This window comes from Corallococcus sp. CA049B (assembly GCF_003611685.1).
Classification (GTDB): domain Bacteria; phylum Myxococcota; class Myxococcia; order Myxococcales; family Myxococcaceae; genus Corallococcus; species Corallococcus coralloides.
Genome location: NZ_RAWC01000234.1, coordinates 1 through 14,028, shown reverse-complemented (window position 1 = coordinate 14,028; position 14,028 = coordinate 1). Strand labels below are relative to the sequence as shown.

The 14,028-nt window shown below is 70.6% G+C and carries 10 protein-coding genes; 4 read left to right on the top strand and 6 right to left on the bottom strand.

What is annotated here, in order from left to right:
* Positions 1 to 282 precede the first annotated feature (282 nt).
* The 4 genes from D7W82_RS33220 to D7W82_RS33205 all read right to left on the bottom strand — a co-directional run bounded on the left by D7W82_RS33220 (position 283) and on the right by D7W82_RS33205 (position 4,368).
* Positions 283 to 1,341, bottom strand: a complete 1,059-nt coding sequence (locus tag D7W82_RS33220) for an AAA family ATPase (protein ID WP_120622149.1) — start codon at positions 1,339 to 1,341, stop codon at positions 283 to 285.
* A gap of 74 nt (positions 1,342 to 1,415) precedes the next feature.
* On the bottom strand, positions 1,416 to 2,270 hold the full coding sequence (locus tag D7W82_RS33215) for a family 16 glycosylhydrolase (protein WP_120622148.1): 855 nt from the start codon (positions 2,268 to 2,270) through the stop codon (positions 1,416 to 1,418).
* Between the two features lie 24 nt (positions 2,271 to 2,294).
* Entirely contained in the window at positions 2,295 to 3,041 is a 747-nt protein-coding gene (locus tag D7W82_RS33210) for a Type 1 glutamine amidotransferase-like domain-containing protein (protein ID WP_158617771.1), read from the bottom strand.
* A gap of 10 nt (positions 3,042 to 3,051) precedes the next feature.
* Positions 3,052 to 4,368, bottom strand: a complete 1,317-nt coding sequence (locus D7W82_RS33205) for a family 16 glycosylhydrolase (protein WP_120622146.1) — start codon at positions 4,366 to 4,368, stop codon at positions 3,052 to 3,054.
* Between the two features lie 119 nt (positions 4,369 to 4,487).
* On the opposite strand from D7W82_RS33205, the gene D7W82_RS33200 reads away from it, so the two are divergent.
* The 3 genes from D7W82_RS33200 to D7W82_RS33180 all read left to right on the top strand — a co-directional run bounded on the left by D7W82_RS33200 (position 4,488) and on the right by D7W82_RS33180 (position 10,823).
* Positions 4,488 to 7,043 carry a LamG domain-containing protein gene (locus tag D7W82_RS33200; RefSeq protein ID WP_233588091.1) on the top strand — a complete coding sequence of 852 codons (2,556 nt, stop codon included), beginning with the start codon at positions 4,488 to 4,490 and terminating at the stop codon, positions 7,041 to 7,043.
* A gap of 89 nt (positions 7,044 to 7,132) precedes the next feature.
* Entirely contained in the window at positions 7,133 to 9,079 is a 1,947-nt protein-coding gene (locus tag D7W82_RS40250; protein WP_147439689.1) for a hypothetical protein, read from the top strand.
* Positions 9,080 to 9,083: 4 nt separating this feature from the next.
* Positions 9,084 to 10,823, top strand: coding sequence for an Hsp70 family protein (locus D7W82_RS33180; RefSeq protein WP_120622141.1), 1,740 nt, complete (start codon positions 9,084 to 9,086; stop codon positions 10,821 to 10,823).
* Here the strand turns inward: D7W82_RS33180 and D7W82_RS33175 are convergent.
* Entirely contained in the window at positions 10,820 to 12,055 is a 1,236-nt protein-coding gene (locus D7W82_RS33175) for an acetyl-CoA C-acetyltransferase (RefSeq protein ID WP_120622140.1), read from the bottom strand. The genes D7W82_RS33180 and D7W82_RS33175 overlap by 4 nt on opposite strands.
* A gap of 257 nt (positions 12,056 to 12,312) precedes the next feature.
* Between D7W82_RS33175 and D7W82_RS33170 the strand changes: the two genes are divergently transcribed.
* Positions 12,313 to 13,662 (top strand): MFS transporter, encoded by a 1,350-nt coding sequence (locus D7W82_RS33170; RefSeq protein WP_233588090.1) that lies wholly within the window; start codon positions 12,313 to 12,315, stop codon positions 13,660 to 13,662.
* A 5-nt stretch (positions 13,663 to 13,667) separates the two neighbouring features.
* Here D7W82_RS33170 and D7W82_RS33165 read toward each other — a convergent pair whose 3' ends face one another.
* Positions 13,668 to 13,961, bottom strand: coding sequence for an FHA domain-containing protein (locus D7W82_RS33165; protein ID WP_233588089.1), 294 nt, complete (start codon positions 13,959 to 13,961; stop codon positions 13,668 to 13,670).
* Between the last annotated feature and the right edge of the window lie 67 nt (positions 13,962 to 14,028).

Below are 14,028 nucleotides of genomic sequence, written 5' to 3'. Positions count from 1 at the left end.
GGGGTGGGGCACGCGGTCTCCGGGAAGGGTTGCTGTACGGACACCCCAACCCGGAAAATCAGAAAAGGTTTCGGAGATTGGCGGCCTGGGGCCTCGATGGCGCCAGGACTTCACGCAACCGTCAGCGCAGGGGTTGCCAGCTGGGAGCTTTCATTCCGAGTTCGCCGCGGTGATGTCCTTGTTGATGCACGCGACGGGCTTCTTCCTCGTCGCGGTGTCATCCGCCGCCGAGGAAGATTGGCCCCAGCGCCGTGGCCACCTGGCGCTTCGTGTGCTCCCGGCTCACCAGGGCCGCCGCTCGATGAAGTGGCGCGCCTCCGGAGAGGGGGCGAGGAAGGACACGGGCGCATTCGCGACGCGCTCGAGTTCTTCAAGGTGATGGCGGGCCGTGTCGGTGAGCTGGTCGAAGCGACGTGCGGCCCAGTTGGTCGCGGAGAGCTCCCCCGCGAGCGTGAGCGCCAGGTCCGTGGGGGTGTTCAGGGAGGCGGCCTCGCGCAGGCCCACCCAGTCGAACGCGCGGCCTTCCGAGCGGCACGCCAGGACCACCCGCCGCACCCGCCCCGGCGCGATGCCCGCCGCCTGGATGCAGCCGCTCGCGGAGGGCCCGGCGCTTTCGACGAGCACGCGGTGACCCCGGGCAAAGGCGTCCTCCCATTCCTCGCGTGAAGGCCTCGGGTCTGGTCCGCCCGGCCGAAGCAGAAGGGCATAGTGAGGCGCGAGCTGTACCGTGAGAGGACGCATGTCCAGGCTGTCATGGGCGCCCGGGACGACGAGGTCCACGAGCCGTTCGCCAGGCCGTCCATAAAGTCCAAGCCGGCTGGCCACTCGCACGAGCACCGCTTCGGGTGGAGTCCTCGCCGTGTCCACCACGAGCTCCGCCAGCGAGGCCAACGCGTACACCGCACGCTCGGCGGGATGCGCCCAGGCCGCCTCGAAGCTCTCTGGCTCCGCGTCGCGCAGCGCTTGCTCTGGCTCGGGCGCCTCCAGGTGGACATGCACGACGCGGAGCCCCGGGCTCCCGCGCAGGCCGTCCAGCTGCGCTGCGCTGCTCGCGGCATCCACGATGATCAGCCTGGGGACCCGGCCCGTGCGGCTGGGCGCGTCCAGTGCGCGCCCATGCAGGGCCGCGAGCACGCCGTCCATCAGCCAGCTCCCAGCCGTCTCGCGGTCCAGCGAGACGGTCAACTCCTGCCGAGTGCGCCGGGAACCGTCACCGCCATGCTCCCGCAGGAAATCCTCCGAGTGGAGATGCAGCGCGCCGAACCGCCGCGCGAGCCCCTGCGCGAGGGTCGTCTTCCCCGCGCCGATGGGCCCCGACACCACCACCACCGTGACCGCCATGGCTTGTTCCTCCCGAGGAGGAACACCCTAGGGACCCGGTCGTGGTGAGAACCATCCCCCGTTGGAGGGAGGCCTCAGCGCCTTTCGGAGACGCGGACCCAGTCCACTTCCAGGGTCTGCGGCGCGTCGCGCAGTAGATCCGCGGTGGCCTGCGGCACTCCGAAGTACGGCTCCTTCGCCTTGTTGACGCCCTCCGGGTAGCCGCCACCCACCGCGAAGTTGAAGATGATGAAGAGGGGCTTGTCGTAGGCCCACGCGCCGTGGCGCTCCACCTCCTCGCGCGTGGAGGTCTTCACGCGCTCCCCGTCGATGTACCAGTGGATGGCCTCCGGCGAGGTCTCCACGCCGTACTCGTGCCAGTCGCTCACCGGCGTGCGCGGAAAGAAGCGGCCGTTGATGGGCGTGTTGCCGCTGTAGCCCGGCCCATGCAATGCGACGGACACCCAGTCGCCGTAGCCAACGTTCTCCATGATGTCGAGCTCGCCACACGCCGGCCACCCCGTGGTGTGGATGTCGCTGCCCAGCATCCAGAACGCCGGCCAGAGCCCCACGCCCACCGGCAGCTTGATGCGCGCCTCGACGCGGCCGTGCTTGAACTCCCGCTTGCCCGCGCTCTCCACCCGGCCGGACGTGAACGGATACCCGTTGGCCGTCTGCATCCGCGCCGTGAGCTTCAACGTGCCGCCGCTCACCGACACGTTGTCCGGCGACGTCGTGTACTGCTGCTGCTCGTTGTTCACGTGCACGTCGGTCTGGATGCGCCAGTTGCTCGCGTCCACCTCCGTGCCGTTGAACTCGTCACTCCATACCTGGACCCAGCCGCCCTCCGGGGGCGCCACCGCCTCCGCGCGCTTCGGTGTCCCCGCGCACGCCGTCAGCCCCGCCACCAGCGCCCACGCCGTCACCGTCCTGCCCGTGCTCGTCGCCATCGTCGTTCCTTGAAAGGGAGCCAGCTACTGGAGCGTCCGCCGGTCCACCGGCGCTTCGGGGGACTCGCCCCGGTACGGCGTGGCCGGAGGCATGAGCAGCGATTCGTGCAGCCGCCCCTCCACGTCCACCGTCACGTCCACCACGGTCTGCCGCACCGGCTCCACGCTGCCATCCGCGTGCAGGAGCACGCCGCCCCCCCGCGGAATGCCCAGTCCCCGCGTGGGCAGTCCCATGCGCCGGACAGCGAGCTTGAGGCCGGGCCACTCGGGCGGCTCGTGCACGCCGATGAGGTAGGGCGCCAGGCCCAGCACCGGGAAGGGCTCACCGTCTCCGGGCAGGTCCTCGCACCACGCGCCCAGGCCCAGGTGCATGGCTCCGGCGGACACGCCCATCAACACGGCGCCGGCCTGATGCCGTTCACGCAGAGCAGCGTCCACGCCGTGGGCCTGGAACGCATTCCAGCCCACGCGCGGGTCGCCGCCCGCCAGGAGGATGACGTCGGCGTCCTTCAGCCACGCCAGGTCCTCGCCGGACGGCCTGGCCGGGATGCTCCGGCAGCGCTGGATTCCAATGCCCTCCATGGCCGCGACGAAGATGTCGTAGAACTCCGGCGCGTCGCCGTTGGACGCGCCCAGGTACGCGGCCTTCACCGGCGGCACGCGCAGCTCCGCCCCGGTGAGCACGCGCACGAAGTCCAGGAAGGGGCGCCCCTCCACGCGCCAGAACAGCGGAGCGCTGTCAGCCAGCAGGAGGAGGGGCGGGAGCGTCATGCCCGTGAGCCTAGCGCCACTGGTAGGCGCGCACCCAGTCCACTTCCATCGTCTGCGGCGCGTTGCGCACCAGGTCCACCGTGGACTGCGGCACGCCGTAGTACGGCGTCGAGGCGCCATTCACGCCGAAGGGATAGCCGCCACCCACCGCGAGGTTGAGGATGATGAACAGCGGCTTGTCGTAGGCCCACGCGCCGTAGCGCAGCACCTCCGCGCGCGTCGTGGTCTTCACCAGCGCCCCGTCGATGTACCACTTGATGTCCGTGGACGAGTACTCCGTGCGGTACACGTGCCAGTTGCTCACGCTGGACGACGGATAGAAGCGGCCGTTGATGGGCGTGTTGCCGGAGTAGCCCGGGCCGTGCAGCGCCCCGGACACCCAGTCGCCGTAGCCGACGTTCTCCATGATGTCGAGCTCGCCGCACGCGGGCCAGCCGATGGTGTTGATGTCATTGCCCAGCATCCAGAACGCCGGCCACAGGCCCGCGCCCACCGGCATCTTGATGCGCGCCTCGATGCGGCCGTGGCTGAACTCGCGCTTGCCCGCGCTCTCCAGCCGGCCGGAGGTGAACGGGTAGCCGTTGTTCCACTGCAGGCGCGCGGTGAGCTTCAGCGTGCCGTTGCTCACGGAGATGTTGTCTCCGGAGTTCGTGTACTGCTGCTGCTCGCTGTTCACGTGCACGGTCGTGTTGGGCGTCCAGTTGGCCGTGTTGACGCTGTTGCCGTCGAACTCGTCGCTCCAGATCTGCACCCAGCGGTCCTCGCCGCCGCCCACGACGCCAAAGGAGAACGACTCCCAGCAGCCGGCAGCGGCGCGGTTGGCGTACAGCGGCGCGCTGGCGCCCTGGTTCGCGTCCGCGGACACGTACTGGCCGGTGCTCTTGGCGCGCAGGCCCACGCTGCCGTCGGCGAAGGGCACCCAGGTGAAGCGCTCCCAGTCGCCCACCGCCGTGCGGAAGCCCGTCACCTGACCGCCCGCGTTCGGATCCGCGGACACGTACAGGCCCGTCTCCACCACGCGCAGGGAGATGAAGTCATTGCCCGCGTCCGCCACCTGGAACTGCTCCCACCCCTGCGCGCTGTCGCGGTTGGCGACGAGCGGCGCGGTGGCCCCCAGGTTCCGGTCCGCGGACACGAACTTCTGCGTCGCGCACGCCTTCAGCCACACCGTCTGCCCCAGCGGCGCCGCCGTGGCGGACTGCTCCCGCTCCGCCACCACCGGCGTCGTCAGCATCGCGTCCTGCGCGGGAGCGGAACCCCCACCACAGGCCGTCAGCCCCAGCACCGCCGCCAGCGCCCACAGCGTCTTCCCAGCTCTCGTCGCCATCGTCTTCCTCGAAGGTGCGTCCAGCTCCGACAGGGAGCGGGGACCCCCCACTTAGACCAGAGCAGTCAAAATGGCTTAACCTTATTTCCATGCAAAAGTTACTTAGTGGGGCCTTGGGTGTGGTGCTCGGGACGGCGCTCGCGGGCCTGCCCGGGGCGGTGTTCGCGGAAGGCCGGCCGTCGCTGGTGAACACGCGCATCGGGACGCCCTTCGGGGCGAACGGGCACTCGTCCACGGTGGACGGGCGCATCTTCGTGGGCAACATCGGCGAGGACCACGCGACCACGACGACCACGTGGATTGCCCGGGTGTTCCGGCCGGAGGCGGTGACGTACGACACGGCCGGCAAGCCGTCGTTCGCGGGGACCTTCTCCGCGGGGAAGACGGTGACCGTGCGCAACGGGGAGAACGCGCTGGCGTTCTGCTTCACCAACCCCGCCCAGCCCTACGCGCTGGCGAGCGGCGTCGCGGTGTACCAGCCGTACATCTTCGACTCGATGATGTTCAACGGGGACAACGTCTTCCGGCGCCGCACCACGGACATCCGCGTGTCCCAGCCGTTCACCCCGTCAGCGGACATTGCGTCGTTCAGCACCGGCCCGCTGGAGACGCTGCGCACCGTCACCGGCGCCACCATTCGCGGCATCGAGCCCACGATGACGTCCGACGGCCGGCTGCTCATCTGGCAGGGCGCGCCCGCGAACACGGGCGGCATCGACCACATGATGTATGCGTACAACCCCACGCCGTGCGCGGCCACGGGCTGGAGCACCCCGCGTCCGCTGTCCATGATGTTCAATGACCCGAACGCGGGCGTGAAGCGCTACCCGCTGGCGTGGAAGCGGCTGAAGGCGGCCACGGGCGAGGACTTCGGCGACACGGCGTCCGGCCCGATGGTGCGCGGCGCCTACGCGTGGGTGGACCACGAGGGCCGCAACCTCCTCTACATCGCCGTCACGTACACGGACGGCGCGCGGCGCGAGGCGGTGAGCCTGGTGGGCGCGGACACGAACTGGACCGCGTACCACATCGACGGGGCCATCAACACGGACCGCATGGACATCGCGCACCTCTTCTATTCGGGGCCCATGTGGAACTTCGAGCAGGAGCGCCTGCCCTCGCAGAGCTTCCCTCGCGGGCAGAGCAACGCCGCGCACTACCTGCCGGTGACGAAGACGCACGACGTGCAGGCCCTCTTCGGCAGCAACACCGCCGACTACAACGAAGTGGACCTGGGCGAGCTGATGGACCCCTTCCACCTGCTCTTCCTGCCCATGAACGAGCTCGTCACGCGCGCGGGCGCGTATGACCTGACGCGCACGCCGGACCTGTCCGGCCGCTTCTTCACGGGCACGCTGGTGGGGGGCGCCTCCATCTCGCCGGGCAACGCGCTGACGCGCTCGTCGCCGGACTCGCTGTGGCAGCCGCACGGCAAGGGCAAGGCTTTGGTGGTGCCCGGCGGGAGCGCGCTCGCCGTGAACCTGACGGACCCGTCCGGCACGGTGCCCGGCGTGGGCGCGTTCGTGCGAGGCCTGTCGGTGGAGTTCGCGGTGCGGCCGGACGCGGACATCCAGCAGGGGTGCACCACCGGCAATCCCTACCGCTACCTGATGCACAAGTCCGGCGGGCTGGACATCATCTACGAGGCCAGCAACCAGGTGCAGTTCTCCCTGGTCGTCAACGGCCAGCGCGTGCGGTTGGGCGGCGGCCCGGTGCTGCCGGTGGGGCAGTGGAGCCACCTGGCCTATACCTGGGACGGCACCACCGGCGTCTTCCAGGAGTACCTCAACGGAGTGCCCACCAACCGCGCGCTGCCCGTCGCGCCGGGGACGGCCCGGCTGGGCACGGGGACGCTCTCCATCGGCGCGGGCGCGAACCTGGACACCCAGCGCTGCCCGGCGAACGGCGAGGGCTCGTTCCGGGGCGCCATCGACGAGGTGCGCATCTTCACGCACGCGCGCTCCAACCGGAGCATCTGCATGACGGCGCACGGCGCCAACTGCCGTGAAGAGGCCATCCAGCACATGCCCTCCGCGGGCCAGTTCGTGCTGAGCGCCCAGGCGCCCGCGTGCAACGGCACCAGCGCGCTGAACTCGGCGGCGTGCCTGTCCGCGATGCACCGGGCCTGCGCGCAGCGGGGCGCGGGGGACGCGCTGGCGAACACGTCCAACACCTGGGACACGATTCTCCAGCTCGTCAGCAACCGTCCGCCCATCTCGCTGGCGGGCGTGCCGGTGGCGTCCACGGCCACGGACCTGACGGTGGCGTGCGCGCCCATCCAGCATGAGAGCGTGGCCGTGACGTTCGAGGAGCTGACGCGCATCCACGCGGGCTGCACCGACGAGCGCGGCGTGACGAGCACCCACTGCGCCGCCGCGGCGCACCGCTTCTGCAACAGCCAGGGCTGGACGACGGGGCAGGTGTTCGAGGTGACGTCCCGGCCGTGGGTGGGCTGTTTCAACTCCGGGCTCCAGACGGACGTGGAGAAGTCCGTGCTGGGCCCGGTGTCCAACCTGGGCGACTACACCGCCCCGGGCTCGCGCCTGGAGGTGAGCCAGTGGTGCCGCACCCAGGGCTACGGGGCTGGCGTCGTCCAGGAGATTCCCAGCGCCACCAAGGCCCACGTGCACTGCTTCCAGCCGGCGGTGACAGCGCCGTGGCGGTACCTGCCGTAAGGCATTGCGAGAGGCCTGATAGCCCCGGGGTTGTGTGCCTGGGGGCTCGGGTGCCATCAGGTTCCTCGCACGCTATCGTGCGGGCCCACATGGACTTCGACGAGGCGCTCCGCGAGCTGGGCGTGAACGCGGACCCTGGGGATGAGACGGTCCGCCGCGCGTACCTGCGCAAGCTGAAGACGCGCAAGCCGGAGACGGATCCGGAGGGCTTCGCCCGCCTGCGTGAGGCGTATGAGACGGTGCTCGCGCACCGTGAGGGCCGCGAGGCTCCACGCACCCAGGCGGCCCCACTAAAGACCGCCGCGGACAGCGCGCCCTCGGCGGAGCCTCGTCTGGATGAGCTGGAGAGCTTCCTCGCGGAGCTCCGGGCGCTCACCCCGGTGGATGCGGCCCGCCGCGCGGTGGAGGCCCAGCCGGAGGCCGCCGAGCCCCGGCGATGGCTGGTGGATGCGCTGCTCGAGGCGGGCCGCATCCCAGAGGCCATGGCCGCGTACCGCGACGCGTACCGGCAAGGGCACACCGAGTTCCTCGTGGAGCTGGCGGAGTGCTTCCCCACCTTTCTGGAGGACGCGGAGATCCCGCTGCTGGCGCAGGCGGTGTCGCACCGCTTCCTGTGGAGGTTGGCGGGCCAGTTGCTTCGGTACAAGAAGGCGGTGCTCGCGTCGAAGGTGGGGCTGGCCGCATCCGAACGGATGGGGAAGAACCCCGAGGAACCGCCTCCACCGGCCGACTGGTTCATGCAATTCGTGTTGCTGTTGCATCAGCATGTCCAACCCGGTCCGGCGCGGGAACTGGCGCGGCACTACGTGACCTGCATGGACGTCGAGCGTCTGCGGGAATCCTTCGCGTCCCAGGGCGTGGTCCGGATCTGGCCGCTGGTGGAGGAGTTGGGGGCGCTGCCGGATTCCTTCAGCGGCACGATGCGCAGGGTGCTCGCGGAGGTCGTGCTCGACGGGAACAAGTGGTTCGCGGAGTCATCGTTCAAGGCCCTGGCGAAGGTGCGGCCCGAGGAGGCCGCCAACGCGGTCCACCTGCTGCGCGAGCATGCGCCTCGCCTGTACCAGATGATGGATTGCCCCGCGCCGCCTGAACCGAAGACGCAGCGGCAGGTCCCCCGTCGTGCAAAGGCTCCCAGGCCCGAGCCCGCACCCGAGCCCGCGCCTGCACCCGCGCCCGCGCCCAAGGTCGCTGCATGGAGTCCACCGCCCGCTCCTCAGGACCCGCCGCTGGTGGCGGAGTTGAAGGCGTTGCCGGATTCCTTCAGCAGCACGCTGCGCAGAATCCTTCGGGAGGTCGTGCGCTACGGGAACGTGGGGTACGCGCGGTCCTCGTTCAAGGCCCTGGCGAAGGTGCGGCCCGAGGAGGCCGCCAACGCGGTCCACCTGCTGCGCCAGCATGCACCTGGCCTGTACCAACTGCTGGATTGCCCAGCGCCGCCCGAACCGAAGACGCAGCGGCGTGTTCCCCACCGTGAGAAGGTTTCCGGTCCCGCGACCAGGGCCGCGGAGGCGCGGCACGGAGCAGGACCCGTGCACGGCAAGGGGCCGGGCTCCGCCAGGCCGAAGGGGGAGCGCGCCACTCCGTCGGCCGCCGCCACCTCGCGGGCCCCGAGAGATCCCCTGCTGGCGGGTCCCTCCCGTGCCTTCATGATGGCGTTGCGCGTGCTGGGCGTCGTGACACTGCTCGTGGCGGCCCTGGTCGTCTACAACAGCCGCTCCCGTCCTGATGACGGCGGGCGCGTGCCTGGAGACGCGCGGATAGAAGCCGCCCAGCGGCAGGCGGACGTGCTCTGTGCGCGCTTCTCCGGCCCTGAGCGCTACAGGAGTTGCAACCACCTCCAGTCGCTGGTGGTGCTGGGAACCGCGCGCGACTGCCAGAAGCTCTACGTCGAGCACATCGCGTTGAGAAGTCAGCTGGGAGCCCGGCTCATCGTCTCCGGCGCGAAAGACGACCCGACGCTGCGGGACCGTCAGCGTCAGATGGACGAGTCCTTCGCGGCCTTCGAGCAGGCGCTGGTGAACCTCTGTCAGGAGTGAACCGATGAGCGGTGGTCCGGGCCACAAACCCATCCTGGGCATCGACCTGGGGACGACGTACTCGCTGGTGGCGGTGCTGCGCGACGGCCTCCCCACCGTGCTGCCCAATGCGCTGGGCGAAATCCTCACGCCCAGCGCGGTGAGCCTCAACGCCGCGGGCGAGGTGCTGGTGGGCGCGGCGGCGAAGGCGCAGGCGGTATTGGACCCGTCGTCCGGCGCGGTGGCCTTCAAGCGCGACATGGGCACGGACCGCCAGCGCATCCTCGGCGGGCGGAGCTTCTCGCCGCAGGAGCTGTCCGCGCTGGTGCTCGGCTCACTGAAGCGGGACGCGGAGGCCGCGCTGGGCATGGCCATCGAGGAGGCGGTGGTGACCGTGCCCGCCTACTTCGGGGACCTCCAGCGGCAGGCCACCCGCGACGCGGGCGCCATCGCGGGCCTGAAGGTCGAGCGCATCATCAACGAGCCCACCGCCGCGGCGCTGGCCTACGGCCTCCACGAACGAGACCGCGAGATGCGCGTGGCGGTGCTCGACCTGGGCGGCGGTACGTTCGATGTGACGGTGCTGGAGATCATCGAAGGCGTCATCGAAATCCAGTCCTCCGCCGGAGACGCGCGGCTGGGCGGCGAGGACTTCGACACCGCGCTGGCGCGCCACGTGGCGCACCTGTTCCGCGAGAAGCAGGGCGTGGACCTGGAGGAGCACGCCGCAGCGTGGTCCCGCCTGCGCGACGCCTGCGAGGCCGCCAAGCGCCGGCTGTCCGCCTCCGAGCGCACGCGCGTGGTGCTGCCGGAGCTGCCGCTGGAGACCGGCCGCCGGCTGACGCTGGACCTGGAGCTCACCCGCGACGACGCGGAGCGCGCGTGGGCCCCCGTGCTGGAGCGCGTGCGAGGCCCCATCCGGCAGGCGCTGCGGGACGCGTCGCTCCAGGCAAAGGACGTGGATGAGGTGCTGCTGGTGGGCGGCTCCACCCGCATGCCGTGCGTGGCGGCGATGAGCGCGGAGCTGTTCGGCCGGCTGCCCCTGCGCAAGCTGCCGCCGGATGAAGCCGTGGCGCTGGGCGCGTCGGTGCAGGGCGCGATGAAGGGTGGGGACCGCGCGGTGGAGGATCTGGTCGTCACCGACGTGGCCCCCTTCACGCTGGGCGTCGCCGCCATGGCACATGCGGGCCGGCAGCACATCACCGACGTCTTCAGCCCCATCCTGGAGCGCGGCACCGTCATCCCCACCAGCCGCGTGGAGCGCTACTACACCAGCAGCGACTTCCAGCGGGAGATCAACCTGGAGGTCTACCAGGGCGAACACGCCCGCTGTGAAGACAACGTCAAGCTGGGCGAGTACCGCTTCAAGGGACTGCCGCCCGCGCCCGCGAGCGAGCAGGCCGTGGACGTGCGCTTCACCTACGACCTCAATGGCATCCTGGAGGTGGAGGTGACGGTGGTGTCCACCGGACGCAAGGAAGCCTTCGTCATCGAGCAGCGCCCCGGCCGCCTCACGCCGGCGCAGATTGAAGAGGCGCGGCAGCGGATGGCCGCGCTCAAGCTGCACCCGCGCGACGCGCTGCCCAACACCACGGCGCTCGCGCGGGCGGATGCGCTGTTCGTCCAGCTCACCGGCGCGCCGCGCGAGGAACTCTCGGCCGTCATCACCGCCTTCCGCCTGGCGCTGGAGGCCCAGGAGCCCGGGCGCATCGCGGACATGCGCGAGCGCCTCAACGCGACGGTGCGCGCCTTCAGGGAGCGTTAAATCCGCTCGATGATGGTGGCGATGCCCTGGCCGCCACCGATGCACATGGTGATGAGCGCCGTTTGCTTGTTCGTGCGCTCCAGTTCGTCCAGGGCGGTGCCCAGCAGCATCGCGCCGGTGGCGCCCAGCGGGTGGCCCAGCGCGATGGAGCCACCGTTGACGTTCACCCGGTCCGGGTCGATGCCCAGCGCGCGCGTCGTCTGGAGGACCACGCCAGCGAAGGCCTCGTTGATCTCCCACAGGTCGATGTCACCGGCCTTCATGCCGGCCATGCGCAGGGCCTTCTCGCTCACGGGCGCGGGGGCGGTGAGCATGATGAGCGGCTCGGTGCCCAGCGTGGCCATGGCGCGGATGCGGGCGCGGGGCTTGAGCCCCTTCTCCTTCACGTAGCGCTCGGACGCCAGCGCCACCACGGCGGCCCCGTCCACGATGCCGCTGGAGTTGCCCGCGGTGTGCACGTGCTGGATGCGCTTCGCCTGGGGGTAGGCGGCCAGCGCGATGCCGTCCAGCGTCTCGCCGTTCGGGCCCACGGCCGTCTCGCCCATGGCGACGAACGCGGGCTTGAGCGCGGCCAGGCCCTGCGCGGTGGTGTCCGGGCGAGGGTACTCGTCGCGCTCCAGCAGCACGGCGCCGGTGGCCGGGTCCTTCACCGCGAAGAGGGCCTTGGCGAAGCGGTCCTCCTCGATGGCGCGGGCCGCCTGGCGCTGCGAGCGCAGGGCCCACGCGTCCACGTCCTCGCGGGTGATACCCTCCAGCGTCGCGATGAGGTCCGCGCTGATGCCCTGGGGCACCTGGTAGACGCGCTCTCGCAGCCGCACGTTGCCGCCATCCTGTCCGCCGCCGTCCGCGCCCAGCGACAGGTGCGACATGCTCTCCACGCCGCCCGTCACCACGAAGTCCATGGCGCCGGAGGCGACGCCCATCGCGCCGAAGTTCACCGCCTGGAGCCCGGAGCCGCAGAAGCGGTTCAGCGACACCGCGGACACGTCCTGCGGCCACCCCGCCGCGAGCACCGCGTTGCGAGCGATGTTCGCGCCCTGCTCATCCACCTGCGACACGCACCCCGCGATGACGTCGCCCACCTCCCGGGCATCCCAACCGCCGCGCCGCTGGAGCGCGTTGAGCGTCTGGGCGAGCAGCTCCTGCGGGTGCAGTCCCGTCAGGGCCCCCTTGCCCATCTTCCCGCGCCCACGCGGGGTCCGGACGGCGTCGATGATGTAGCTGGCGGTCATGTGCGGCTCCTTTGATTTCGATGGTAATATTATCTGCGTAATTTGTAAGTCAAGGCGACCTGGGGGACCGTTGGGGTGCGGACCCATGCGGCGGGCTGCATGGAGAGGTGGATGGGTCGGCTGCGCAGTGTTGATGACCTGGAAGTCCACGGCGGCCGGGGCAGACAGCGCGGCAGGAGGCTCGCTACAAGGCCTGGAGCGCCCCGACCTCCCCGGGCGCGCGGGGGCGGCATACCTTGGGGGAGTTGGCGGATGCCTTGACCTCTCCACAGCGGCTGGTCCTGGGAATCGCCGTGCTCGCCTCGCTCGTCACGTTCCTGGACGGGGCGATCATCAACGTCGCGCTGCCCGCGATGGTGCGGGACCTGGGCGGTGGGCTCAAGCTCCAGCAGTGGGTGGTGGATGCCTACCTCATCACGCTGGGCTCGCTGATGCTGGCCGCGGGCTCGCTGTCGGATGTGTTCGGGCGCAAGCGCATCCTGCGGCTGGGGCTGCTGGGCTTCGGGGCCACGTCGCTCCTGTGCGCGGTGGCTCCGACGGGCGCGGTGCTCGTCCTCGCGCGTGCGCTGCAAGGAGCCACGGGCGCGCTATTGGTGCCGGGCTCGCTGGCGCTCATCCTGTCCTTCTTCTCCGGCCCCGAGCAGGCGAAGGCCATTGGCGCGTGGACCGGCTGGACGGGCGGGGCGTTCATCGCGGGACCGCTGGTCGGCGGGTTGCTGGTGGACACGGTGGGCTGGCGTTGGATCTTCGCCATCAACGTGCTGCCCATCGGGCTGACGCTGGCGCTGCTCGCGCGCATGGAGGAGCCCACCCGCCCGGAGGGCGCGCGCATCGACGTGCTGGGCGCGGTGCTGGCGTGCGTGGGATTGGGCGGCCCTGTCTACGCGCTGATTGAGCAGGGGACGGTGGGCTGGACGCACCCCACGGTGCTGGCGTCGCTGGGCGTGGGCGTGCCGGCGTTCATCGCGTTCCTCTGGCAGGAGCGGCGGTCGCCGCACCCGATGATGCCCCTGGGGCTCTTCCGGACGCGGAACTTCTGGGTGGGCAACCTGGCCACGACGTTCATCTATGGGGCGCTGGCGCTGAGCGAGTTCCTCATCACGCTGTTCCTCCAGCAGGTGGGAGGCTTCCGCGCGACGCTGGCGGGGCTGTCGCTGTTGCCGACGACGATCCTCATGTTGCTGCTGTCATCCACGTTCGGTGGGCTCGCGGGCAAGTTCGGGCCGCGCCTGTTCATGGCGGTGGGGCCGTGTGTCGCGGGCGCCGGGTTCCTGCTCATGCTTCGCGTCGGCACGCCGCTGGACTTCTGGACGCAGATGCTGCCGGGCGTGCTGGTGTTCGGGCTGGGGCTGACGGCGACGGTGGCGCCGTTGACGGCGGCGGTGCTCGGCTCCGTCCAGAAGGCGCAGGCGGGCATCGGCTCGGCCATCAACAACGCCATCGCCCGGGTCGCAGGGCTCGTCGCCATCGCGTTCGCGGGGCTCATCGTGGGCCCGCGACTGGACGTCGCGGGCTTCCACCGGGCGATGCTCGTCTCCGCCGTGCTGCTGGTGCTGGGCGGAGTCACCTCCGCCCTGGGCATCCGCGATCCCCCGCGGAAGGCCTGAGCGCGTCAGTCCTCGGACGGCTGGAGGGAGAAGTACACGGCTTCGGTCCCCAGGTTGAAGGTGTCCCCGTCCGCGATCTTCTGGCGCTTGATGCGCTGGTGGTTGATCCAGGTCCCGTTGGAGGAGCCCAGGTCCTCGATGAAGTAGTCAGCGCCATCGCGCGTGACGGCGGCGTGTTCGCGGGAGACCCTGCCGGACTTCACGACGAGGCTGCACTGGGGGCCGCGTCCCAGCGTGAAGCGCTCCACGTCCACTCGCGTGGAGGGACCGTCCGGGCTCAGCCGCACGAACAGGTCCATGCGCGCGGGGGCCCGGGCGCATGGACCCTGTATCTTATACACATCTGACGCTGCCGACGATCGCATA

Coding starts and splice junctions, on each gene's coding strand:
- D7W82_RS33220 (WP_120622149.1), bottom strand. CDS start 1,341: ATGGCGGTCACGGTGGTGGTGGTGTCGGGGCCCATCGGCGCGGGGAAG.
- D7W82_RS33215 (WP_120622148.1), bottom strand. CDS start 2,270: ATGGCGACGAGCACGGGCAGGACGGTGACGGCGTGGGCGCTGGTGGCG.
- D7W82_RS33210 (WP_158617771.1), bottom strand. CDS start 3,041: ATGACGCTCCCGCCCCTCCTCCTGCTGGCTGACAGCGCTCCGCTGTTC.
- D7W82_RS33205 (WP_120622146.1), bottom strand. CDS start 4,368: ATGGCGACGAGAGCTGGGAAGACGCTGTGGGCGCTGGCGGCGGTGCTG.
- D7W82_RS40250 (WP_147439689.1), top strand. CDS start 7,133: ATGGACTTCGACGAGGCGCTCCGCGAGCTGGGCGTGAACGCGGACCCT.
- D7W82_RS33180 (WP_120622141.1), top strand. CDS start 9,084: ATGAGCGGTGGTCCGGGCCACAAACCCATCCTGGGCATCGACCTGGGG.
- D7W82_RS33175 (WP_120622140.1), bottom strand. CDS start 12,055: ATGACCGCCAGCTACATCATCGACGCCGTCCGGACCCCGCGTGGGCGC.
- D7W82_RS33165 (WP_233588089.1), bottom strand. CDS start 13,961: ATGGACCTGTTCGTGCGGCTGAGCCCGGACGGTCCCTCCACGCGAGTG.